Below are 24295 nucleotides of genomic sequence, written 5' to 3' on the forward strand. Positions count from 1 at the left end.
CCGGCGCCTGTTCTCCGGAACGGAAGCCAATTGAGCCAAGTCGATTTTTTCTTCATTGGAAAGAGTCTGCTTTTTCATGGTATTTGAATTCGTAGTGCATCAAATTCTTTTCTGAAATTGCCGGCAACTTCGGAAAGCGCAGACTCTATGCATTGAATATGATGTTCTCGTGAATTTATTGCCGCGAAAAATGCAGGTATTCGTTCCTCATTGCATCGATAGACAAGGCAATCAATTTTCCGGGTGGCCTGGAAATTTCAAGGGGACGCCGATTTTTCCGGAATTGCATGGATGTGTTCGGCCGCTGGGCATCGCGCCTCGTCGACTCGGGCTCGCACGGAGCGCCGCCACGGACGCCCGGGGTGTCGCCGGGGTTTGCTTTCAAAATTCTTTCAACGGGTATTGCTAATTTTCTTCTAATTCTGAAGTCAGTCGGTGGTCAGGTTTATTTGAGCGGGAATTCGATTGATCTGTTTTTCGAGGTATTGACGGTGCACTGGCGGAAATTGACACATAAATGTCACCGGCCATTTCTACATTCCTCCCTGATCCGCGCTTTCTTAATGGGAAAGCAGCATCTCCCAAGTTTTCTCTCGCAGCTTGCTCAAAACCATCAATAACTCACTGCCCCACGATATGACGATATTCGACAAGAAAATCCTGCTTTCGTCCTTGACGACGGTCGCGGCCTGCGTGCTCGCCGCCTGCGGAGGAGGTGGCGGCGGAAGCAGCGGCTTCTTCCCGATCACCACCCCGCCCACCAGCACGACGGGCGCCACCCCCACGACCTTCAGCGGCGTGGTCGCGGCCAGCGGCTATGTGCCGGGCAGCAGCACGGGCAATCCGACGCTCAAGGCCGGCTACTACCAGAAGGCAACGGTCTTCGTCGATGCCAACGGCAACGGCGTGCTCGACGGCGGCGAAGCCTCGACCGTCACCGACGCGAACGGCAAGTTCACGCTGACGACCACCCAGACCGGGCAGCTGGTGGCCGACATCGGCGCCTCCGCGATCAACACCGCGACCGGCGCGGCCGCGGGCAGCCACCTGATCCTGCGCGCTTCGGCTGCCCAGGTCGCCGACCAGGGCACGGACAAGATCGTCATCAGCCCGATGTCGAGCGAGGCCCAGCGCCTCGTGGAAGCCAACGGCAGCAGCTACGCCGCCGAGAAGGCCAACCTCGTCGCCCGTCTCAACGGGCCGGCCTTCAACCTCGGCACGGCCGCTTTCACCGATCCGCTGGCGGACGTCAACACGCTGAGCGGCGCCACCCAGTACGCGGCGCTGTATGAGGACAACCAGCTGACCAACCGCTACACCTACGCGACGGCCAAGCTCGACCGCAAGGACCTGTTCCCCGACAACCTGGCCGTCGCGGGCGGCGACCCGCGCCTCGTCGGCCTGTCGGGCGTGACGCTCACCAACAGGGACGGCAGCCAGGCCACTCCCACGTTGCCCTCGCAGAAGCAGGCGCCCATCACCTTCGCGCAGGCACAGCAGGCGGCCTTCAATGTGGAAGGCGTTCCGGCCTACGACAACATCTTCATCATCGTCGAGGAGAACAAGTCGACCGACGTGATCGTCGGCAATCCGCGTGCGGCGAACATCAACTACATCCTGAACAACTACAACCAGCTCAAGACGTACTACTCGACCGGCAATCCGTCCGAGCCCAACTACACCGCGCTGGGCGGCGGCGACGACTTCGGCATCCACGACGACAACTGGTTCGGCTGCGGCGCTGTCGCCCCCTACGACATCAAGGACGTCGCATTCGCCGGCGGAACGGCCTCCGACGGCCAAGTCATGCCCATGCAGGGCGCACTCCCGCCGGCGACCCCACAAGCTCGCTCCCAGTACGTCCCGGCGGACACGACCTGCGGCGACCACCCGACCGGGGGCACCGTGCACAACGTCCCGGGCAGCAATCTGTTCACGGCGATGTCCAAGGCGGGCCTCACCATCCGCACCTACAGCGAGTCGATGAACCCCGGCCAGGACGTGCGCGCCGACAGCATCCTGGACAACTCCGTCACCGCCACCTACGACTCCAGCAAGCTCAAGGGCGCCACCAACCTCGACGGCTCGGCACCGCCAACCCTGGTCGGCTCGCCCAGTTTCCCCGCGCAAGGCGGCCTCTACAAGGTCAAGCACGGTCCCTCGATCGCCTTCCAGGGCGCGCGCAGCCTGCCCGATTTCGTGGCCAACAACCGCACCATCTTCGGCACGCAGTACCAGGAAGCGGACTGGCTCAATTCGTCGATCTACCCGGTTCCGAAAGGCTGGATCTACGACCAGTTCGGCAAGGACCTGGACGTCGGTGACGTGGGCAACATCAACTTCATCGTTCCGGACCAGTGCGACGACATGCATGGCGTTGGCAAGGACACCAGCTGCGCGAACACCAACAACGACGGCCAGGCCGCCGGCACCACGCGCGCCGACATCTACCTGGGCATGGTGATCAACAAGATCCGGAGTTCGGCGCTGTGGAAGAACCCGCAGAAGCGCGTCGCGATCGTCGTGATGTACGACGAAGGCGAAGGCGGCAGCAATGGCTCCTGCTGCGGCTGGAACGCGGGTGGCCCGAACTCTGGTGCGGCGCCGGTGACCGTGGATGCGAGCGGCAAGGCGACGGCCACCACGCCGCCGCCCAACTATGCGGGGGGCAACTTCGGCCACGGCAATTCGATCTTCGGCATCATGACCAACCAGCAGGACGTCGGCACGGCGAAGAAGCAGGTGGCGGACAGCGACTCGTACAGCCACTTCTCGTTCCTGCGCACCCTGCAGGACATGTTCCAGATTGCCGACCCGGCCGTGGATGCGTCGTACCTGAACCGCACCAAATACACGGAAGCGTTCATCACGGCCAACATCCTTGCATTGCCGGAATACCAGGGCAGCGCGGACACGCACTTCGACTCGGTGCGGCCGATCAACCATGCCTACGTGATCCCGGCCAACTACACCCAGAAGCTGTACGCGAACGACATCGTAGGTGTGCAGGACCCCGTCACAGGCAAGCTGGAAGGCCAGATCACTCCTCAGGTCGGTCCTGATACGAGCCAGAACAACGTCTGGGCAACCAGGTAGCCGGATTGCGGCAGCAAGCCGGGGGGACGGTTGGAAGAGGTTTCTTCCGCCGTCCCGCAGGCTCCTCGAATCCCGCAAGGTGAGCAGGTCCGGCGCGACTTGCCGCTCTTGGGGAACAACAGCGAATGATGAATCCGGCAATGGAAAAAGTGGTCCCGCTCGCCATGGCGCTCTCGGTTGCGCTGTGGTGTCTCGTGGCCTGTGATGACAAGGGCGCGGCGATGGCGGGCAACACCGTCCCGCGCGCGGCTGCACTGAGCCCGGCGGCCCAGGTGGGGCAACTGGCCTTCTTCGACAAGAACCTGTCGGGTGGCCGGAACATGTCGTGCGCAAGCTGCCACGACCCGCAATACGCCTATGGCCCGCCGAACAGCATTTCAGTGCAGCTGGGCTCCGACGTCACAAAAATCGGCGCACGTGCCGTGCCTTCGCTGCGCTACAGCTCGGCGACGCCGCCCTACAGCGATGACGCACCCAACCCCGACGGAGTGACATCCAGCTCGCCGGGCGGCGGCCTCATGTGGGACGGCCGCGCGGCAACACTGGCGATACAGGCCGGCATGCCGCTGCTCAACCCGGTCGAGATGAACAACACCTCGAAGGAAGCTGTCGTGAAGGTGGTTCAGGCCAGCACCTATGCGGGCTTGTTCAAGCAGGCTTTCGGTGCCGATGTGTTCAACGACACCGATGCAGCCTTCAACGCCCTGGGCACCGCGATACAGGCGCTCGAGACGGAAGACCTGAGCTTCCATCCGTACAGCAGCAAGTACGACCTTTATGTCTTCAACAAGGCCGGCGGCACGCTGACGCCGGCCGAGCGGCGTGGCGAAGTGCTGTTCCACAGCAGCGCCGTCGCCAATTGTTCGGGCTGCCACTACACCGGCGCCAACTTCAACGGCAACACGGGCCTGATGACGGACTTCACCTACCAGGCCCTGGGTGCACCGCGCAACGACAGGTCGATTCCCAACAACCCTGATCCCATTCCGGCCAACGACGATCCGAAGTACTTCGACATGGGGCTGTGCGGCCCATTCCGCACCGACCACATGCCCGCCACGCCGGATACGGCGAATCCGTACTGCGGCATGTTCAAGGTGCCGGTACTGCGCAACGTGGCGTCGCGAGGCGCTTTCTTCCACAACGGCGTGTTCCACTCGCTGGAGCAGGTCGTCAATTTCTACAACACGCGGGACACAAACCCGGAGTACTGGTATCCCGCCAGCAACGACGGCAGCGGCGCGCCGCAGGCCAACCCGGCCTGGGCGCTGCAGCCCACGCACGTGCCGGGTGCGACGCTCGACAAGTACAACGACCTGCCGCAATCGCAGCACGGCAGCCTCGACGAGGAAGTGCCGCTGGGCACCGGCGAGGGTGGCGAAAAGACCCTTGCCAGCGGCACGCGCCCGCGCCAGCCTGGCTCCGCCCCGGCGATGACGCAGCAGCAGATCGCCGACCTGGTCTGCTTCCTGGGCACGCTGAGCGATGGCTATCAGCCGTCCGCCAGGGCATCGGCCACCGACAGGTGCACGAAATGAAGGCCGATCGTCGAGCGATGCGCCGCCTCGGCGGCATCCAGGTCCTGCTGGCGATGCTGCTCGCGGTCTTCCTGGCCGGTTGCGACAACGAAGAGGCGCGCTTTCCGAGCCGCGACAACTTCACCGCTGCAACCAACGACTACCTCGCGCAGCGCGGCCATGTGTGCCTGGCCAAGTACGCCTGGCCGATCACCGTGGCTGCCGGATCGCACGAGCCCGATGCGCAGCAGATGCCGGTGCTGGAGAAGCTGGGATTGGTAAGCGGCAAGGATGTCGTCGCCGCTCAGCCCCCAGCCCGCGAATACGCGCTGACCGAGGCGGGGCGCAAGTACTACCTGCAGGTGCCCGTGGTGATACGCACGACGACGCAGACGATCACGCACCCGGCCGACTTCTGCGTGGCCACCCTGAGCCTGGATCGTCTGATCGGCTGGGATCCGCCGCAAACGCGCGATGGCCGCACCGCGACCTCGCTGCTGTTCACCTACCGCATCGCGCCCGAGCCGTGGGCCTCGACGCCCGAAGTGCTGCAAGCCTTCCCGCTGCTGGCGCGTGCCATCCAGCGCGAGGGAACGATGCAGGTGCGCCTCGGCGTTCACCTGACGCGCCACGGCTGGGTTGCTGACGAACTCGACGAGCACTGAGCCGGCGATTCGCCGCTGACATTCAAGAAAGCCAACCAGAAATCCCATGAATCTCCGTTTCATCGAACCGAGCCTGCGCATCCTGAATTCGCTCAAGACCCTGGCGGGCCTCGCCGTCATCTGTGCACTGGCCGCGTGCAGTGCCGGCCGTGACGCCAATGCGCCCACCGCCGAGAATCTCGCCGCCCCGCTGGATGACTACCTCGCCCGGCGCGGCGACATCTGCCTTGCCATGTTCGACTGGCCGATCGACCTGACCGAAGCCGAAGCCGGCTCCGGTGCGCGCCACGCGGTCCAGTTCCCGGTGATGGAACAACTGGGGCTGGTGCAGAGCACCATCGTCGCTGCACCGAAGAGCAAGGAAAACCCCGACGGTGCGATCAAGCGATTCGATCTGACCGAAGCCGGCCGCCAGTTCTACAAGCCGCATCCGCACGCGAGCCATGGCACCGAACACGCCAGCGACTTCTGCGTGGCGCATCTCAAGCGCGAGAAGATCGTCGACGTCAAGGTCGACGCCTCCGACGCACGGCATCCACTGGCGGTGGTCAGCTACACCTACCAGGTCGATACGGCGCCGTGGATGCGCAACGCCGACGCGCAGCGCGTGTTTCCGATGATCACGCGCATCATGAACGGCGCGGGTGGCCCGCTGCAGCTGCGCCAGGGCTTCCGGCGCGACGACAGGGGCTGGGTCGCCCAGATGGGGCCGGTCTGAGGCGCGGTACGGCGAACACACGAGTTCCCATGAGCACCGTCGTCCGCTTCTCGCCCGATCTGGGCCGCTGGCTCACGCACAACCTGGATGCGGGTCTGGCGCCGCAGGCGGTGTTGGCCACGATGCTGAAGCAGGGAATGAGCGAGCGGGCCGCGCACGCCATCGTCGCGGCGTTTGTCGATGCGCGGCGGCAGGGCGGGGCGATGCCGGACGGCGCCGTCGAACTTCCGGACGAAGCGTCGTCCAGGCCGGTGGCGCGGCTCGCGCCGGGCACTCGGATAGTGGCCGCCGATCGCGAGATCGTCGTGCATTCGCGTGGCGAAGATCCGGTCTTTGCTGTGCTGGGCAACGTGGTCGACGCCGAGGAGTGCAAGGCCATCATCGAGATGGCGCGACCGCGGTTGAAGCCCTCCACCCTGGTCGACCCGATGAGCGGCCGCGACGTGGTGAGCGACAAGCGCGCAAGCTGGGGCATGTTCTTCCGTCCGGGCGAGAACGACCTGGTCGCCCGTCTCGACCGGCGGCTCTCGGCGCTGATGAACCTTCCGCTGGAAAACGGCGAGGGACTGCAGGTGCTGCACTATCCGACCGGTGCCGGCAGCGAGCCTCATTACGACTACCTGGCACCCACCAACGCCGCCAACCGCGAATCCGTCGCGCGAAGCGGCCAGCGCGTGAGCACGCTGGTGACCTATCTCGACGACGTGCCCGAAGGCGGCCAGACCGTCTTTCCGCAGTTCGGCCTTGCGGTATCGCCGATTCGCGGGAATGCCTGCTACTTCGAATATTGCGACGACCGCGGCCGCGTCGATGCGCGGTCTCTGCATGCGAGCGCGGCGGTGACCCGGGGGGACAAGTGGGTCATGACGAAATGGATGCGGGAGCGGCGGTTCGTGGCTGCAGGAGAGGGCGCTTGACGGCTCCGGGTGGGCTTCGGTCGACCAATAGCGCTCGAGGCGCTGGCGCCGCGAGCCCGTCGCATCAAAAAGAAAACCCGCCGAAGCGGGCTAAATGAGCAGCCATAGGAGGAGGGTAGAGGGAGAGATTGGCTGCCCGGGTGCAGTGTAGCCCTTTTGTTTTCATTGTTGGGCGGCCAAAAAGTGACAGCATGTTGCGCGCTGATGATCAACCCGCAACAGGCGCTGGCCAGGGCTCCGATCGCCTTGGGCTCGGCATCCTTTGCTCGACCGGGATCGAGTGCCGTTGCGCGAAAGCTGCGGGTTGTTATCTCGGCGTTTTCAAGGCCCATCCGGCGCACGGCGGCATGAGACCGTCCGGGACCGCGCCGGCCAGCTTATATCTTGCGAGGCTGCGCGAAGGACTGGATTGGCCTGCCCGGAGGGGATCGAACCCCCGACAACCTGCTTAGAAGGCAGGTGCTCTATCCAACTGAGCTACGGGCAGATTCCAGGCTGAAGAGATGCCTGGAAAATCAATGACTTGAGTGCGATTGCTCTCAAGCGGCAGCGGCGGATTCTACCGAGTTCCGCGTCCTGATTTGGCGTGCGGGGCGGTTTCGAGGCAGGCGACAGACCGCAGTCATGCGTGTCCGACCGCCTGCATCTCCCGGCTCTTACCAGAGCACCTTCACACCCACGCTGGCGTTGATGCCGCTGCTGTTGCGTGCATCGCCGCTCATGTCCCACAGCTTGCCAAGTTCGCCGTACAGGCTGGTGCTGCGGCTCAACTGCCAGGATGCGCCCGCCGCCAGCTCGCCGCTGCTTCCACCAGTGCGCGTGGCGATGTCGGCGAAGCCGGCCGGACCGATGAAGCGCGCCACATCGGTGCCACTGCCCGTGTGATAGAGGTTCAGCCGCGCATAGGGTTGCAGCGGGCCCGCGCTGGTGTCGATCTCGCCCTTGACCCGCACGCCGGCGCGCACCAGCCAGCCGCTGTCACTGTCCTGGCGGATCAGTGCACCGACGATGCTCGCGTCGTCCAGGCTCACGCGCTGGTGCACCAGCTGCAGCTGCGGCTCGATGGTCCAGCCGGCAGCGATGCCGAAGGACTGGCCTACTTCGACGGAGGCCAGCAGGCTGCTGCCCTTGCCACCGCTGCCCAGACCCAGCACCGGCGATGCCGTATAGCGGTGGCGGCCGCCCTGCAGCACACCGTCGATGTAGAGGCCGCTGTCGTTCTTCCAGGTGCCGTAGACGCCGAAGTATTGATTCTTGAGGTCGTTGATGCCGACGCCGAGATCGAGCAGGCCGCTGGCGAAACCGTTGACGCGCATGTCACCGTCGAGCTGACCGACATAGACGCCGGCGCGCCAGTGGGTATCGGCCCAGAGGTCGGTGCCGGCCTGGACGCCGGTGAGGCGGCCCCTGCTGGTAGGGCTCACGGTACCGGTCTGGCTGGTGGTGCGGTCGGTGCTGATGAGGCGGCCCCACGCCTGGCGGTAGCTCTGGCCGGCGACGGCAGGGCCTGCGTCGTTGGCGGCGGGGCGGACGTTATCCCCCATGCGCATGTGCAGGCTGCCGAGCATCGACAGGTTGGCCTGGCGGAACTGCTCGGGAAGCACTGCGTAGAGTGGAACCTCGGTACGGTAGGCCGGCACGACCACGCCGCCGCCTGTGCCACCTCCGTTGGTCGGAGGCACCGCCGCGACGGTCGAGCGCAGATACCAGTTCTCGCCCGCGCCGCTCGCGTCGGCGGCGTACAGCCGGTACTCGTAGGCGCCGGCGTCGACGTGGCCGCCCGCGAGCGCAAAGGCGTTCTTCGTGGTCTGCGCGGTGGTGGTGGCGCCGTTGATCGCGCTGACGACCTCGATGCCGTTGCCGGTGGTCAGCGCGCCGAGGCCGCCGAGGTTGGTGATCTGCACGTTGGTCGTGCCGCTGGCGATGGCGGTCGCGCCGCTGAGCACGAGCTTGTCGCTCGCGCTGCTGCTGTCGCCGAGTGCAGTGCCCAGCCGGAGCGTGCCGCCGTTGCCCACCCACGGGCCGGTGACGGTCAGCGTGGTGCCAGGCGCTGCGCCGGCGAGACTCACCGTGCCGCTGTTGTTCACGGATGCCAGAGTCTGGTTGTGGCCCGCCAGGTCGAGCGTCGCGCCATTGGCGACAACGGTCGCGCTCTTCGAACTGAAGGTGCTCACAGCCCCGGCGCGCACGGTGCCTTGCGTCACGAAGGTGTTGCCGCTGTAGCTGTTCGTACCGGAGAGCGTCAGCACGCCGGCCCCGGACTTGACGACGCCGCCCGTGCCCGTGATGGCGCCGGCGTAGGTGCTGTCGCCGGCCTGGTTGGCGGTGAGGGTCTGGGCGTTCAGCGCCACGGTGCCGCCGGTGCCGGAGAGGTTGGAGGTGGTGAGGTCCCAGATGCCCAGGTCGAGCGTGCCGCCGTTGACCGTGTAGGCGGTGTTCTGCACGAACGCGCCCGCGCTGCCGGCCAGCAGCCGGCCGGCCTGCACCACAGTGCCGCCCGTGTAGGTGTTGGTTCCGCTCAGCGTCGTGGTGCCCGTGCCCCGTTGCTGGACGACACCGCTGCCGCTGATGGCGTCGGGGAAGCTGACGGCATTCGAGCGGTTGATGGCCAGCGTGGCGTTGTTGACGACAGCGCTGGAGATCGAGCCGGTGGTGCCTCCGTTGCCCAGCTGCAGCGTGCCCGCGGTGATCGTGGTGCCGCCGCTGTAGTTGTTGTCCCCCGTCAGCGTGGTCGTGCCGCTGCCGATCTGGTTGACGATGGCATTTCCGCCGATCGGCACCGCGAATTCGTAGCTGCTCGCGTTGTGGTTGAAGTTGATCGTCGACTGGCCGCTGCTGGAGGTGATGTTCTTCGCCGTCACGGCACCGGGGGCGGCAGGCGCACTCCCGACCGGTGCACCGATGTTCAAGGTTGCCACGCCGGTCGCCGTGTTGGCCAGGGAGAGCGTATTGGTGCCGCTGGTGCCTGAAGTCAGCAGGGCGCCGTCGGCCACGGTGACCGTGGCAGTTCCTCCTCCACCGATGGTCAGATTGTTGTTGACGCTGCCGAAGACGGACCCGGGCCCCGTCACGGTCGCGGTAAACACGTCACCCGGTCTGAAACCCACCTGCACCGTGTTGGCCCCGACGAAGCCGCCAGCGGAGACTTCGAGCGTGCCGGCATGGTGGTAGTAGCCGCTGGCCCCGCCGAACTGAATGGCGGAGCCGGTGCCGCTCACCACGACGTCCGTGATGCCTCCGTTCGGGGCGCCGTTGCCGCCCCCCAGGTTGGCGTTGGTGCCGACCGTGATCTTTCCGCCACCCGTCACGTTGATCGCGGTCTGGCCGATGCCCGAATTCAGGTTGCCTACCGACATCGAGGCGCCTTTGCCCACGTTGATGGTGGCCGATCCAGCTCCGGTATTCAGATTGCCGGTGAAGACGGCGGAAGCGCCGTCCAGAACGCTGACCGTGCTCTGACCTGCCCCGGTCGTGAGGGCAATGCCCGACAGCGCGGTGCCGCTGCCCTGGGCCACCACGATCCCGGTCGTGTTGGGGGCGATGCCCACTTGGGTTGCGGCGGCCGTCTGATAGGTTGCGCCAGCTCGGAGGTCCAGCGTTGCCCCGCCGGCCGACCCGACACTGACTGCCACTTTCGACGAGATCTGTGGCAACTGCGTCGTGACCGTGAAGGCCTTGGTGACGGTGATGGTGGAACTCGAGTCGAGGCTGGCATTGGCGTCGTTGATGGCCGTGATCAGTTCCGCCTCGCTGGCGGCGGTGAAGGTCGCTGCCTGTGCGGCTCCGCCGGCGGCCAATGCGGCCAGCGCCAAGGCCGCGCTCGCAGTAACTGTGCGCCTTGAGCCGCTCGCCTTGCCGCCCCGCTTCGAAGACACGTTCTCTGCTGCTGCTACACAGGCGCCCAGTGTCGCATTCCACACCGTTTTGTAACACGAATTCATCCAATCACTCCTTGTTCTAATGGCAGGTTTCCCCAATGAGAAGCCAGAAAGCAATGCTTCTTGAGGCTGGAAAAATCTTACATATGAAACAAGATGTGTGAATCCGGTTTCAGCAGTCTCCCGCAGTGGTCGTGGGTCTTTCTGCCTGCGGGCTGCCCTCACGCGATCTGGGTGTAGGAAGTCGATAGGGGGCTCGGCGCATCGGCCCGCGAACTGTCCGCGTGTCAGGTGACGCAGAATGCAAAACGGTGACAGCAGCTCGAGCCACTGTCACCGTTCACATTTTTTGGTCGGGGCGAAAGGATTCGAACCTTCGACCCTCTGGTCCCAAACCAGATGCGCTACCAGGCTGCGCTACACCCCGACAAGCCTTCTATTCTAGCCCGGATAAAAGGGCCTCAGCGTTTCTCGTACTGGGTCTTGCCGAAAAGAATCTCTCGCTCCTTGTCGCCGGTGATCGGCTGGCGCAGATCGGCAAGCACTTTCACGCCGCGCTGTACGGCCGGGCGGGCGGAAATGCCGTCGAACCAGTCCTTCAGATGGGGGAAATCGGTGAGGGTGATTCCCTGATTTTCCCAACTGCGCAGCCACGGGAAGATGGCGATGTCGGCGATCGAATAGCTCTTGCCTGCGATGAACCTGTTCTTCGACAGCTGCTTGTCGATCACGCCGTAAAGGCGCTTGGCTTCGTTGCTGTAGCGGTCGATGGCGTAGGCGATCTTCTCGGGCGCGTACAGGCGGAAGTGGTGCGCCTGGCCGAGCATGGGGCCGACGCCACCCATCTGGAACATCAGCCACTGCAGCACGTCGTAGCGCTCGCGGTCGCCGGTGGGCAGGAACTTGCCTGTCTTGCCCGCGAGGTACACGAGGATGGCACCCGATTCGAAGAGCGAAATCGGCTTGCCGTCCGGACCATCGGGGTCGGTGATGGCCGGGATCTTGTTGTTGGGGCTGATCTGAAGGAAGTCGGGCGCGAACTGGTCACCCTTGCCGATGTTCACGGGGTGCGCGTGGTAGGGCAGCCCGCACTCCTCCAGCATGATGTGAATCTTGTGGCCGTTCGGCGTTGGCCATGAATAGACCTCGATGGGCGATGCGGGCATGTTGTCTGGCACTCCGTTGATGGGATGTGTTTGATGCGAGCCCGGCAGCATATACGTGCGAATTCAAACGCGTGCCGGCGCGGGAATTCGCAGTCTGGTTGGTGAAATTCGGGGAAATATCAACCGACTTGCTTCTCGTGCACGTTGCACCACATCCAGCTTTCACCGGGCTCGAGCGACCGGATGACGGGGTGACCTTCGGCGTGCGAGTGCCGCGTCGCATGACGGTTCTTCGACGAATCGCAGCAGCCGATGTGACCGCAATGCACGCACAAGCGCAAGTGAACCCAGGTGTCCCCGGTCTTCAGGCAGTCTTCGCAGCCGCGCTGTTGCTGGGCGTGGGGCTGTGCGATCTCGGCGGGCACGTGGTCACAAGGTTTGATTGGCAACTTCGGACTCCTTCTGGTTTGAGCTGATGCGCTGTTCAGGCCACGGCCGAGGCCTGCGACAGGTGCTGGTGAATCAGCGCTACTGCGGCCGCGCCTTCGCCGATGGCGCCGCCCACGCGCTTGACCGAGCCCGAGCGCACGTCGCCCACGGCGAACACACCCGGCACGCTCGATTCGAGCGCCGCGGACGGCCGGGCCGGAAAGCCGCGGCTGGCGGCATCGCCGGTGAGCACGAAGCCATGCTTGTCGACCGCCACACCGCAGCCTTCGAGCCATGAGGTTTCCGGCTCCGCGCCGACGAAGAGGAAGATATTGCGCGCCGCGCAGTCGTGTTCGTTGCCGGAGGTATGACAGCGCCATGTCGCGCCGGTGAGGCCTTCGTCGGAGCCGCCATGAAGGCGAACGAGCTCGGTGTGCGGCTGCAGCGAGATATTGGGCGTGGCCTCGATGCGGTCGATCAGGTAGCGCGACATGCTGGCGGCGAGCGACGGCCCGCGCACCAGCACGTTCACCTTGGCCGCATGGCGCGACAGGAACACCGCGGCCTGTCCGGCCGAGTTGCCGCCGCCGACCAGCGCCACTTCTTGCTGCGCGCAGATCTTTGCTTCGATGGCAGAGGCCCAGTACCAGACGCCGCGGCCCTCGAATTCTGCAAGCCGCGGAACGTCGGGCCGGCGGTAGCGCGCGCCGCTGGCGATGACCACCGTGCGCGCATGGATCGTGCGGCCGTCCGCCAGCGTGACTGCCAGGCTCTCGAGCGCGTTTTCTCGCGAGCAATCCAGCGACGCGACCTTGGCCGGAATCAGCATCTCGACGCCGAATTTCTGTGCCTGGACGAACGCTCGGCCCGCCAGCGCCTGCCCCGAGATACCGGTGGGAAAGCCGAGGTAGTTCTCGATGCGCGCACTGGCACCGGCCTGGCCGCCGAATGCCCGGCAGTCGAGCACGATCACGCGCAGGCCTTCGGAAGCCGCGTACACCGCGGTCGCCAGCCCGGCAGGCCCGGCGCCGACGACGGCCACGTCGTACAGCTCGTTGCGCTCCGCCGTATCGACCATGCCGAGGCAGCGCGCCAGCGCATCGTCGCTCGGGTTGACCAGCACCGAGCCGTCCGGGCATACCGCCAGCAGCTTGCAGGTTCCGTACTGGGCGAGCAGGGCGGCGGCGTCGGGGTCCTGGGCAGCGTCGACCAGGTGATATGGATAGCCGTTGCGGCGCAGGAAGTTCTCGAGCCGGGCCATGTCGGGCGACTGCGGCTGGCCGATCAGGACGGGCCCGCTGGCGCCCGATTCGATCAGCGCCACGCGCCGCAGGATCAGTGCGCGGGTGATGCGCTCGCCAAGGTCGGCTTCGGCGACCAGCAGCGCGCGCAACTGCGCGGGGGACACCAGCAGCGCCTCCACATCCTCGTCGGCGTGGCCGTCGACGAGGGCAGGGCGGCCGCTCAACTGGCCGACTTCGGCCAGGAACTCTCCCGGTCCTTGCCGCACGATCGGCACCACATGACCGAGCCCGTCGCGTTGCGTGACAGCCACGACGCCTTTCAGCAGCACGAACATGCCGGGGCCTGTTTCGCCCGCGGTGAACAGCCTGGCGCCGCGGGCGAACTGTTGCACGGTGCCGAAGCGCGCGATGCGCGCAATCTCCGTGTCACTGAGGACGGGGAAGGTCTGATGAAGGCGGCTGCTGTCGGTGCCGTTGGCGGCGGTTGTGGCCATGTGTGGAACTCCGTTTCGCGAATCCATCGCATTAGACGACGAAGCTGGCCCTGTGGGTTGCAGTCGTTCTGCAGGCGGCGTTGGGCTGTAACAGCGTCACGCGCCTGCAATTTTCCTGACATGCCCGCTTCATCGCAGGTGCGGAGACTCCCTCGGCAGAAAGGGTTTCCCCATGAAAGAACTGCCCAACCCGACGTTTCCGCTTTCGCAGATCGGGCTTCGCGCGGCCTTGTGGCCCGCTCCCGCGGCTGGTGCTCCTGCCGCTGCGGCCCGTACGTCGGTGCCTCAGGCCCCCGCAGTCATCCTGCCGCAGGCCGTCGAATCCAAACAAGGTATCACCGTTGGCTGGGCCCGCCATGTCGACGACGTGCGGGCCGCCCAGCGCCTGCGCTACGACGTGTTCGTCGGTGAAATGGGCGCCCGGGTTTCCTCTCCGGTCGCCGGTCACGACATCGACCTGTTCGATGACTTCTGCGAACACCTTCTGGTGCGCGACGAACTGACCCAGCAAGTCATCGGCACCTACCGCGTGCTCACGCCCGCCCAGGCCCGCCGGGTCGGCAGCACCTACAGCGATACTGAATTCGACCTCACCCGCCTGCGCGACCTGCGCGAGCGCATGGTGGAACTGGGCCGCAGTTGCGTGCACCCCGACCATCGCCAGGGCGGCGTGATCCTCGCGCTCTGGGGTGCCCTGGCCGGCTTCATGCACCGCAACAAGCTCGACACGATGGTCGGCTGCGCGAGCATCCCGATGTCACATAACGGTGTCACCAATGGCGATGCCGCCGCCAGCATCTGGCGCCAGGTTTCGGCCAAGCACATGGCGCCCATCCAATATCAGGTGCAGCCCCGTCTGCCGCTGCCGGTCGAACGCCTCGACAGCACGCTCGACGTGGAGCCCCCGGCGCTCATCAAGGGCTACCTGCGCCTGGGCGCGAAGGTCCTCGGCGCGCCGGCCTGGGATCCCGATTTCAACGCGGCCGACCTGCCGATGCTGATGCGCATCGACGACCTGCCGGCGCGTTACCGCAAGCACTTCCTGGGCGCATGAAGCCGGCGGCCGACCGGCCCGGAACCGGGCCGCTCGCTTCTCCCCCTGGTGCCCTCGGCCAGCAAACCGCTGGCCGCGACGCGTCACGGAATAGTCATGGAACTGTCACAAGAGAGGCTGACACTGTCATATTTCAGCCTGTGTTCCCTCCTGTGTCGCCTGCCTCAGAATCAGTGTCCATGTCTCCCGCCCCCGCAAACCCGTCCCCTGACGTTGCGGCGCCCGCGTTCACGTTGCTGGACCGCGACCACAGCATTCTTTCGTTCAACGAGCGCGTGCTCGACTGGGCGCATCGCAAGGAAGTGCCGCTGATCGAGCGGCTGCGATATCTGTGCATCGTGTCGTCGAATCTCGACGAGTTCTTCGAAGTCCGCGCCGCGCCTCACCTGATTGCAGGCAGCGCCGGCGACCACAAGGGCACTTACACGGTCGAGTCGTTCCAGCGTCTGGCCGAAGCGGCCCACAAACTGGTGGCGCGCCAGTACGCGCTTTACAACGACGAGTTGATGCCGACCTTCGCGACGCACGGCATCCGCATCATTTCCCACGGTGAGCGCAATCCGGCGCAGCGCAAATGGGTCAGCGAGTATTTCGAGCGCGAGGTGCGCCCTCTGCTGATTCCGGTCGGCCTCGATCCGGCCCACCCGTTCCCGCAGGTGGCGAACAAGTCGCTCAACTTCATCGTCAGGCTGGGTGGCAAGGATGCTTTCGGGCGTGAAAACCCGATCCAGATCGTCAAGCTGCCTCGCGTGCTGCCGCGGCTGATCAGGATGCCGGCCAAGGTGTCGGAGGGCAAGACGCTTTTCGTGGCGCTTTCCAGCGTGGTGCGTGCACATCTGAGCGGCATGTTCCCGGGCCGCGAGGTGGGCGACTTCTCGCAGTTCCGTGTCACGCGGCATTCCGACCTTGCCGTGGACGAGGAAGACGTCAAGAACCTGCGTACCGCGTTGCGCCAGGGGCTGCAGCACCGGCACTACGGGCAGGCCGTTCGCCTCGAAGTTTCGGCAAGCTGTGCCGAATCGCTCGCGAGCTTCCTTCTGGCGCAGTTCAATCTGCCGCCAGAGGCGCTGTACCGGGTACACGGCCCTGTGAACCTGGCCCGGCTCACGCAGCTGGCTGACCTGCTCGACGAACCGCAACTGCGGTTTCCGCCGTATCGCGCCTCGTACCCCGTCACCTTGTCGTCCGGCCAGTCGTTCTTCGAGCAGTTGCAGCGAGGCGATGTCCTGATCCATCAACCCTTCGAGAGCTTCGACGGGGTGCTGGCCTTCCTGCGCGAGGCCGTGCAAGACCCGCAGGTGCTGGCGATCAAGCAGACCATCTACCGCACGGGCGCCGACTCGGAAATGATGGACCTGCTGCGTGAGGCCGTTCGTCGCGGCAAGGAAGTCACGGTGGTCGTGGAGTTGAAGGCCCGCTTCGACGAGGAGGCCAACATCAACTGGGCCGAGATGCTCGAGTCGATCGGTGCGCAGGTGGTGTATGGCGTGGTCGGCCTCAAGACCCACGCCAAGATGCTGCTGGTGACGCGGCGCGAGGGCAAGCAGATGCGCCGCTACGGCCATCTTTCGACGGGCAACTACAACCCGCGCACGGCCAGGCTCTACACCGACATCAGCCACCTCACGGCCGATCCGCTGCTGACGGCCGACATGGAAGCCGTCTTCGTGCATCTGGCGAGCCAGAGCCGCTTGCCGAAGCTCAACCGCATGTGGCTGGCGCCATTCGACCTGCACAAGAACGTCATCGCCCAGATCGATGCGCTGGGCCTGGCCGCCGCAGCTGGCCAGCCGACCCGCATCGTCGCCAAGATGAATGCGCTGACCGACGACGAAATCATCGCCTCGCTGGCTCGCGCCGGCCAGAAGGGGGTGAAGATCGACCTGATCGTGCGCGGAGCGTGCACGCTGCCGGCGCAGGTGCCGGGCGTCACCGACAACATCCGGGTGCGCTCGGTGATCGGCCGTTTCCTGGAGCATTCGCGGGTCTTCTACTTCCGCAACGGGGAGGACGAGTCGCTGTACCTGTCGAGTGCCGACTGGATGAACCGCAACATGATGCGGCGCGTCGAGCTCGCATGGCCCGTGACGGACCCCGGGCTGCGCCAGCGGCTGATCGACGAATGCCTGGTGGCCTATCTGCACGACGGCCGCGACGCCTGGGACCTGGGCGCCGACGGCACGTACACGCGCGTCGACCACGATACGCATTCGGGCGAAGCAGGCTCGTCGCCCGTCGTCGAAGCCCATGGCGCGCAGGCGGCGCTCATGAACCGCTACGCATCACGAGGGCATCTCAGAGATGCATCCAGCAACTGAAGATCGAAAGACGATGACCATGGACTTGATCTTCTGGCGTCATGCCGAAGCCGAGGACTGGACCGAGGGTTGCGACGACATGCAGCGCTCGCTCACCGCGCGCGGCGAAAAGCAGGCCAAGCGGATGGCGGCATGGCTGGACCGCCAGTTGCCCGACGGTACGCGCATCATCTGCAGCCCGGCGCGGCGCTGCGAACAGACCGCGCTGGCGCTGGGCCGCAAATACAAGCTGCGCTCGGAACTCGCTCCGGACACCACCGCCGAGGCGCTGCTCGGCGCGGCCGGCTGGCCCAATGGCAAATCTGTGGTGCTGATGATCGGCCACCAGCCATCGGTGGGGCAGGCGATCTCGCTGCTGCTGGGGCTGAAACAGGACAGCTGCCCGGTGCGCAAGGGCGCGCTGTGGTGGATTCGCACGCGCGAGCGCGACGGCGACGTGCAGACCGTCGTGGTGACGGTGCAATCGCCCGAGTTGCTCTGATGGGGAGCGAGAAAGCCCGGCAGTCGGGAGTGCTCAGCAGCCGCTGAGCTCGACCCGCCAGTTGCTGGTCTTCTGCCAGGCCAGCACTTCCTCGCGCAGCAGGTGCGCCGATTGCGGATAGGCCTCGGCCCAGTCCGGAGCGCAGGCGATGGCGAAGGCCCGTGCGCCCAGTGCTGCCAGGTGGAGCGCCTGCGGGTCGGGATCGCGCCGTGCGTGGCACAGGATCACCGCGAGCCGCAGCGACAGCAACTGCATCACGAAGGTTTCATCGTCCAGCGACGCCTCGAGCTTGCGAAGCTTGCCTCGCTGGCCCAGCACCAGCTGGCCCAGCGCATGCAGTTCGTTGACCGCAAAGCCGGGTGCGTCGGTGTTGTCGAGGATGTAGGCGCCATGCTTGTGGTAATCGCTGTGGGACACCAGCGTGCCGATCTCGTGCAGATGTGCGGCCCACCCGAGCTTGCGAAGCGCGCGGCCAGCCCGGTTGGTGGTGCTGCCGCCGCGCGCGGCGGGCGAGAGCTGCACGAAGAGGGCCGCGGCGGTGTCGCCGACACGGCGAGCCTGCTCCGGATCGACCGCGAACCGGCTGGCCAGCCGCGCGACGGTGGTGGTGCGCATGTCGGCGACGCTCTCGTCGCGCTCAAGCAGCTCATAGAGCACGCCGTGGCGCAGCGCACCCTGGGCGACCTTCATTTCGTCGATGGACAGGAGATCGAACACGGCACGCAGCACGCTCAGGCCGCCGCCGATCACGGCCTTGCGGTCTTCGCGCATGCCATCGATGCGCAGCTTGTCGGCGCTGCCGGCCTTGAGCAGGCGATCGAGCAGCCAGTCGAGGCCCTCGCGAGTGACCAGGCCGGGCTCGCCGCCCGCCGCGGCCAGCACGTCGCCGACGGCACCGATGGTGCCCGAGGCGCCATAGGCCACGTCCCACTGGTCACGCGTGTAGCTGCCGAGCGCGTCGTCGAGCACGGCCTTGGCCGCGACTTCGGCGGCGCGGAAGGCGGCCTGGGTGAAAAGACCTTCACCGAAATGCTTCATCGACCAGGCGACGCTGCCGACGCGGTACGACTCCATGCGGTCGGCCGCCAGGGCGCGGCCGATGATCATTTCGGTGGAGCGCCCCCCGATGTCGACCACCAGCCGACGCTCGCGGTCGGATGCATCGTTGTGCGGCAGCATGTGCGCCACGCCCTGATAGATGAGGCGGGCTTCTTCCCGCCCAGGGATCACGTCGATGCCGAACCCCAGAATGGTGCGCGCGCGCAGCAGGAATTCTTCGCGGTTGCGCGCCTCCCGCAGCGTTTGCGTGGCCACGGCCCGGACCTGCGAGCGCTTGAAGCCTGCCAGGCGCTCGCCGAAGCGGGCTAGGGCGTCCCAGCCGCGCTGCATGGCTTCGGTCGTGAGATTGCGGGCACTGTCCAGGCCATTCCCCTGGCGCACCGTCTCCTTGAGATATTCGGTGCGGTGGATCTGGCCGTGGTCGACCTGTCCGATTTCGAGCCGGAAACTGTTCGACCCCAGGTCGACTGCTGCGAGGCGGGTGCCGTTTTGCATTTGATTCTGAAAAGGAGGGCGGTGTCTTTGTGTTTGATCGTAGCGCCGTGACAGGGCGTGCCGCCTTCCGATCGCGCGATGGCGAGTTCCGGAAGGCTAGGGGGCTCGCATGACGGTTATGTGACAGCGTCACATGCAAGACCGGCGAAACAAAGGCATTTTCCCTCGGTAGAGGGGTGTCATATTGATGTCACAGAAGCTTTCTAGAGTCCGTCCCAAGCCCGGAAAGGGACTACTTCTTACTTCTAAAAGGAAGCTTCATGAAAACGACGTTCAAATTTGCAACAGCCGGTCTTGTGGCCGCGGTGTTCTCCATTCCCGCCCTCGCGCAAGACGTGACCGGTGCCGGCGCCAGCTTCCCGGCGCCGCTGTACGCCAAGTGGGCTTCCGACTTCAACAAGGCCACCGGCGTCAAGATCAACTACCAGTCGGTCGGCTCGGGTGCCGGCATCAAGCAGATCGAAGCCAAGACCGTCGATTTCGGCGCTTCGGATGCTCCCCTGAAGGACGACGAACTCCAGGCCAAGGGCCTGATGCAGTTCCCCACCGTCATCGGCGGCGTGATTCCCGTGGTCAACATCCAGGGCGTGAAGCCCGGCGAGCTGAAGCTCAACGGCCAGGTCCTGGGCGACATCTACCTGGGCAAGATCACCAAGTGGAATGACCCCGCCATCAAGGCGCTGAACGGTTCGCTGAACCTCCCCGACGCCGCCATCGCCCCGGTTCGCCGCGCCGACGGTTCGGGTACCAGCTTCCTGTTCACCAACTACCTGAGCAAGGTCAACGCCGAGTGGAAGACCAAGGTCGGCGAAGGTACGGCCGTGAACTGGCCCACCGGTGCGGGTGGCAAGGGCAATGAAGGCGTCGCCGCTTTCGTGAACCGCCTGCCGAACTCGATCGGCTACGTCGAATATGCCTACGTCAAGCAGAACAAGATGACGTACGCCCAGATGCAGAACGCCGCCGGCACCTTCGTGTCGCCCGACGACTCGGCATTCAAGGCCGCCGCCGCCGGCGCCGAATGGAACAAGAGCTTCTACCAGGTGCTGACCAACCAGGCTGGCAAGGACGCATGGCCCATCACCGGTGCCACCTTCATCCTGATGCACAAGGTGCAGGACAAGCCCGCCAACGCGACCACCGTGCTCAAGTTCTTCGACTGGGCCTACAAGAGCGGCGACAAGACGGCCGACGAGCTCGACTACGTGCCGATGCCCGACGCCGTGAAGGCCACCATCGCCAAGGCATGGGGCGAGGTGAAGGACTCGTCGGGCAAGGCCGTCGCGTTCAAGTAAACCTACCCATCAGTCCAGAACGGCGCGCCCATGAGCAATTCTTCGCTCGAGGACGCGCCGCTTTCGTCTTTGCCGGAGCGACCCGTGTCATCCACCTTTCCCGCCGCCACCACCTCTCTCGACCTCGCGGCCGAGCGCGGTCGTGCCACCGCACCTCCGCCGCCTGTGAAGGCGCCGCGTTCCGGCCCCATGGCCGACCGGCTGTTCGGCTGGGCCGCCAAGGGCGCCGCCTTGCTGACGCTGGCGATGCTCATCGGCATCCTGCTGTCGCTGGTTGCAGGCGCCTGGCCCGCCATTTCGAAGTACGGTCTCGGCTTCCTCACGAGCAGCGTGTGGGACCCGGTCAAGGACGAGTACGGCGGCCTGGTCATGATCTACGGCACGCTGGCCACCTCGATCATCGCGCTGGTGATCGCGGTGCCGGTGAGCTTCGGCATCGCGCTCTTCCTCACCGAACTCTCGCCCAGCTGGCTCAAGCGCCCGCTGGGTACGGCCATCGAGCTGCTGGCTGCGGTGCCCTCCATCGTGTACGGCATGTGGGGCCTGCTGGTGTTCGGGCCGATCCTGTCGACCTGGGTGCAGCAGCCGCTGCAGAAGCTGCTCTCCGACGTGCCGTATCTCGGCGCGCTGGTGTCCGGCCCGCCCGTGGGCATCGGCATCCTGTCGGCCGGCATCATCCTCGCGATCATGATCATCCCGTTCATCGCCTCGGTGATGCGCGACGTGTTCGAGGTGACACCGCCGCTGCTGAAGGAGTCGGCCTACGGCCTCGGCTCCACCACCTGGGAAGTCGTCTCCAAGGTGGTGCTGCCCTACACCAAGGCTGGCGTCATCGGCGGCATCATGCTCGGCCTCGGCCGGGCGCTGGGTGAAACGATGGCGGTCACGTTCGTGATCGGCAACATGAACCAGCTCAACTCCCTTTCCGTGTTCGAGGCTGCGAACAGCATCACCTCGGCACTCGCCAACGAATTCGCCGAAGCCGGCGCGGGGCTGCACCAGGCCGCGCTGATGTATCTCGGCCTCGTGCTGTTCTTCATCACCTTCGTCGTGCTGTCGCTTTCCAAGATGCTGCTGGCCAAGATGAAGAAGAGCGAAGGAACCAAGTCGTGAGCACCGCCCAGAACCTTCTCGTGGCCAAGGCGCTGGCCGAAACGCGCCAGGCCAAGTTCGCCGCGCGCAACCGCGTCAACAAGATCGCGCTCACGCTGTCGCTCGCCGCGATGGCCTTCGGCGTGTTCTGGCTGATCTGGATCCTCTGGGAGACGCTGCGCCAGGGCGTGGGCGGCCTGGCCATCGCCACGTTCACGCAGATGACGCCGCCGCCGAACGAGGCGGGCGGTATCGCGAACGCGATCTTCGGCTCGTTCGTGATGGTGATGCTGGCCACCTTCGTGGGCACGCCGATCGGCATCATGGCCGGCATCTACCTGGCCGAGTACAACCCCAAGGGACTGCTCTCTTCGGTCACGCGCTTCGTCAACGACATCCTGCTGTCCGCGCCGTCGATCGTGATCGGCCTGTTCGTCTATGCCGTGGTGGTGGCCTACTTCAAGACCTTCTCGGGTCTGGCCGGGGCCATCGCGCTGGCGCTGATCGTGATCCCGGTGGTGATCCGCACCACCGAAAACATGCTGCAGCTGGTGCCGCCGGGCCTGCGCGAAGCTGCCTATGCGCTGGGCACGCCGAAGTGGCGCGTCATCACCAACATCACGCTGCGCGCCGCCCGCGCCGGTGTGGTCACCGGTGTGCTGCTGGCCGTGGCGCGCATTGCCGGCGAAACCGCGCCGCTGCTCTTCACCGCGCTGAACAACCAGTTCTGGACCGCCGACGTGAGCCAGCCCATGGCCAGCCTGCCGGTCACGATCTTCAAGTTCGCGATGAGCCCGTACGAGAACTGGCAACAGCTGGCATGGGCCGGCGTGTTCCTGATCACGATTGCCGTGCTTGCCCTCAACATCCTGGCGCGGGTACTGACGCGCAACAAACATTGAATCCGGAAGAAGTCAACAACATGCCAAACACCGTCGCACAACCGTCGCGCTCGAAGATCTCGGTCAAGGACCTGAACTTCTACTACGGCAAGTTCCACGCGCTCAAGGGCATCAATCTCGAAATCCCCGAGAACAAGGTCACGGCCTTCATCGGCCCGTCGGGCTGCGGCAAGTCGACCCTGCTGCGTACCTTCAACCGCATGTTCGAGCTCTATCCGGAGCAGCGCGCCGAGGGCACCATCGCCCTCGACGGCGAGAACCTGCTGACCTCAAAGCAGGACGTGGCGCTGATCCGCGCCAAGGTCGGCATGGTGTTCCAGAAGCCCACGCCGTTCCCGATGTCGATCTACGACAACATCGCTTTCGGCGTGAAGCTGTTCGAGAACCTTTCGGCCAGCGAGATGGACGACCGCGTCGAATGGGCGCTGAAGAAGGCCGCGCTGTGGACCGAAGTGCGCGACAAGCTGCAGCAAAGCGGCTCGGGCCTCTCCGGCGGCCAGCAGCAGCGCCTGTGCATCGCACGCGGCATCGCGATCAAGCCCGAAGTGCTGCTGCTCGACGAGCCCTGCTCGGCGCTCGACCCGATCTCGACCGCGAAGATCGAGGAGCTGATCGCCGAGCTCAAGAACGAATACACCGTGGTCATCGTGACGCACAACATGCAGCAGGCCGCCCGCTGCAGCGACTACACCGCCTACATGTACCTCGGCGACCTGATCGAGTTCGGTGCCACCGAACAGATGTTCTTCAAGCCGCAGCGCAAGGAGACCGAGGACTACATCACCGGCCGTTTCGGTTGAAGTCAAAGGAGACAACAACATGACCGAGAAACACCTCTCCAGCCAGTTCGACAGCGAGCTCAACGGCGTTTCGTCGCGCGTGATGGAGCTCGGCGGCATGGTCGAGTCGCAGATCAATCAGGCCGTGTACGCGCTGCTGCAGTTCGACTCGGAAGCGGCCAATCGCGTGATGGAAACCGAGCACCGCGTCAATGCGATGGAAATCGACATCGACCGCGAGCTGTCGTCCATCATCGCGCGCCGCCAGCCGACCGCACGCGACCTGCGCCTGCTGATCGCCATCAGCAAGACCACCGCCAACCTCGAGCGCGTGGGCGACGAAGCCAACAAGATCGCGCGCATGGTCAAGTCGATCATCGAGAGCGGCGCCGCCCGCCAGCTGCCCACGACCGAGCTGCGCATCGCCGCCGATCTCGCCGCGGGCCTGCTGCGCAAGGCGCTCGACGCCTTCGCCCGTCTCGACACCGCCGCGGCGCTGTCGATCCTGAAGGACGACGACCTGATCGACAAGGAGTTCGACGGTTTCGTCCGCAAGCTGGTCACCTACATGATGGAAGACCCGCGCACCATCTCGGCCAGCCTGGACCTGCTGTTCCTGGCCAAGGCCATCGAACGCATCGGCGACCACGCGAAGAACATCGCCGAATTCATCATCTACATCGTCAAGGGTGCCGATGTGCGGCACACTTCGATGCAGGAAATCGAGTCCGCGCTGCAGTAACGGCTGCGGCAAGA

At 65.3% G+C, this 24295-nt stretch carries 18 protein-coding genes and 2 tRNA genes; 13 read left to right on the forward strand and 7 right to left on the reverse strand.

All coding sequences use genetic code 11. The features are described from left to right. The first annotated feature begins 636 nt into the window (after positions 1–636). The 5 genes from ABL843_RS13480 (at position 637) to ABL843_RS13500 (ending at position 6913) form a co-directional block, all read left to right on the forward strand. Entirely contained in the window at positions 637–3096 is a 2460-nt protein-coding gene (locus tag ABL843_RS13480; RefSeq protein WP_418120187.1) for a phosphoesterase, read from the forward strand. A gap of 140 nt (positions 3097–3236) precedes the next feature. Beyond that, the gene (locus ABL843_RS13485; protein WP_418120188.1) at positions 3237–4634 is read left to right on the forward strand and encodes a cytochrome-c peroxidase; all 1398 of its coding nucleotides are present in this window, start codon (positions 3237–3239) and stop codon (positions 4632–4634) included. After that, positions 4631–5278: a PadR family transcriptional regulator gene (locus tag ABL843_RS13490; protein ID WP_260319282.1), complete on the forward strand. Its 648-nt coding sequence runs from the start codon at positions 4631–4633 to the stop codon at positions 5276–5278. The genes ABL843_RS13485 and ABL843_RS13490 overlap by 4 nt, the downstream gene beginning before the upstream one ends. 46 nt (positions 5279–5324) lie before the next feature. Continuing rightward, positions 5325–5996, forward strand: coding sequence for a hypothetical protein (locus tag ABL843_RS13495; RefSeq protein WP_369658420.1), 672 nt, complete (start codon positions 5325–5327; stop codon positions 5994–5996). 29 nt (positions 5997–6025) lie between these two features. After that, complete coding sequence (locus ABL843_RS13500; RefSeq protein WP_418120189.1) at positions 6026–6913, forward strand: 2OG-Fe(II) oxygenase; 888 nt, start codon at positions 6026–6028, stop codon at positions 6911–6913. A 410-nt stretch (positions 6914–7323) separates the two neighbouring features. Here the strand turns inward: ABL843_RS13500 and ABL843_RS13505 are convergent. The 6 genes from ABL843_RS13505 to ABL843_RS13530 form a co-directional block, all read right to left on the reverse strand. Then, positions 7324–7400, reverse strand: a tRNA-Arg gene (locus ABL843_RS13505). A gap of 169 nt (positions 7401–7569) precedes the next feature. Continuing rightward, a complete protein-coding gene (locus tag ABL843_RS13510; RefSeq protein ID WP_418120190.1) occupies positions 7570–10854 on the reverse strand; it encodes an autotransporter outer membrane beta-barrel domain-containing protein in 3285 nt (1094 codons plus the stop codon). A gap of 287 nt (positions 10855–11141) precedes the next feature. Next, a tRNA-Pro gene (locus tag ABL843_RS13515) sits at positions 11142–11218 on the reverse strand. A gap of 34 nt (positions 11219–11252) precedes the next feature. After that, positions 11253–11957: a glutathione binding-like protein gene (locus ABL843_RS13520; RefSeq protein WP_369658363.1), complete on the reverse strand. Its 705-nt coding sequence runs from the start codon at positions 11955–11957 to the stop codon at positions 11253–11255. 119 nt (positions 11958–12076) lie between these two features. Continuing rightward, a complete protein-coding gene (locus tag ABL843_RS13525; protein ID WP_126019022.1) occupies positions 12077–12346 on the reverse strand; it encodes a UBP-type zinc finger domain-containing protein in 270 nt (89 codons plus the stop codon). Positions 12347–12381: 35 nt separating this feature from the next. Then, the gene (locus ABL843_RS13530) at positions 12382–14064 is read right to left on the reverse strand and encodes an FAD-dependent oxidoreductase (RefSeq protein ID WP_221297484.1); all 1683 of its coding nucleotides are present in this window, start codon (positions 14062–14064) and stop codon (positions 12382–12384) included. A gap of 172 nt (positions 14065–14236) precedes the next feature. Here ABL843_RS13530 and ABL843_RS13535 point away from each other — a divergent pair, with 172 nt between their 5' ends. Genes ABL843_RS13535 through ABL843_RS13545 form a run of 3 tightly spaced genes read left to right on the forward strand, consistent with a single transcriptional unit; the run spans position 14237 to position 17917 of the window. Then, on the forward strand, positions 14237–15118 hold the full coding sequence (locus ABL843_RS13535) for a GNAT family N-acetyltransferase (protein ID WP_418120191.1): 882 nt from the start codon (positions 14237–14239) through the stop codon (positions 15116–15118). Then, positions 15115–17436 (forward strand): polyphosphate kinase 1, encoded by a 2322-nt coding sequence (gene ppk1, locus ABL843_RS13540; protein WP_418120192.1) that lies wholly within the window; start codon positions 15115–15117, stop codon positions 17434–17436. Before ABL843_RS13535 ends, ppk1 begins: the two co-directional genes overlap by 4 nt. Positions 17437–17455: 19 nt before the next feature. Next, a complete protein-coding gene (locus ABL843_RS13545; protein WP_171022539.1) occupies positions 17456–17917 on the forward strand; it encodes a SixA phosphatase family protein in 462 nt (153 codons plus the stop codon). A gap of 33 nt (positions 17918–17950) precedes the next feature. On the opposite strand, the gene ABL843_RS13550 is transcribed toward ABL843_RS13545, so the two are convergent. Continuing rightward, positions 17951–19471 carry an exopolyphosphatase gene (locus tag ABL843_RS13550; RefSeq protein ID WP_418120193.1) on the reverse strand — a complete coding sequence of 507 codons (1521 nt, stop codon included), beginning with the start codon at positions 19469–19471 and terminating at the stop codon, positions 17951–17953. Positions 19472–19731: 260 nt separating this feature from the next. On the opposite strand from ABL843_RS13550, the gene pstS reads away from it, so the two are divergent. The 5 genes from pstS to phoU are packed head-to-tail and all read left to right on the forward strand — an operon-like array spanning position 19732 to position 24281. After that, on the forward strand, positions 19732–20766 hold the full coding sequence (pstS, locus tag ABL843_RS13555) for a phosphate ABC transporter substrate-binding protein PstS (RefSeq protein WP_184638461.1): 1035 nt from the start codon (positions 19732–19734) through the stop codon (positions 20764–20766). Positions 20767–20796: 30 nt separating this feature from the next. Then, a complete protein-coding gene (pstC, locus tag ABL843_RS13560; RefSeq protein WP_126019034.1) occupies positions 20797–21879 on the forward strand; it encodes a phosphate ABC transporter permease subunit PstC in 1083 nt (360 codons plus the stop codon). After that, a complete protein-coding gene (gene pstA / locus ABL843_RS13565; protein ID WP_019653049.1) occupies positions 21876–22760 on the forward strand; it encodes a phosphate ABC transporter permease PstA in 885 nt (294 codons plus the stop codon). The genes pstC and pstA overlap by 4 nt, the downstream gene beginning before the upstream one ends. Positions 22761–22780: 20 nt before the next feature. Then, positions 22781–23560, forward strand: coding sequence for a phosphate ABC transporter ATP-binding protein PstB (pstB, locus tag ABL843_RS13570; RefSeq protein WP_021007056.1), 780 nt, complete (start codon positions 22781–22783; stop codon positions 23558–23560). 19 nt (positions 23561–23579) lie between these two features. Next, positions 23580–24281: a phosphate signaling complex protein PhoU gene (gene phoU, locus ABL843_RS13575; RefSeq protein ID WP_126019038.1), complete on the forward strand. Its 702-nt coding sequence runs from the start codon at positions 23580–23582 to the stop codon at positions 24279–24281. The last annotated feature ends 14 nt before the right edge of the window (positions 24282–24295 follow it).

It is taken from the genome of Variovorax sp. 350MFTsu5.1, assembly GCF_048302515.1.
GTDB classification, from domain to species: domain Bacteria; phylum Pseudomonadota; class Gammaproteobacteria; order Burkholderiales; family Burkholderiaceae_C; genus Variovorax; species Variovorax guangxiensis.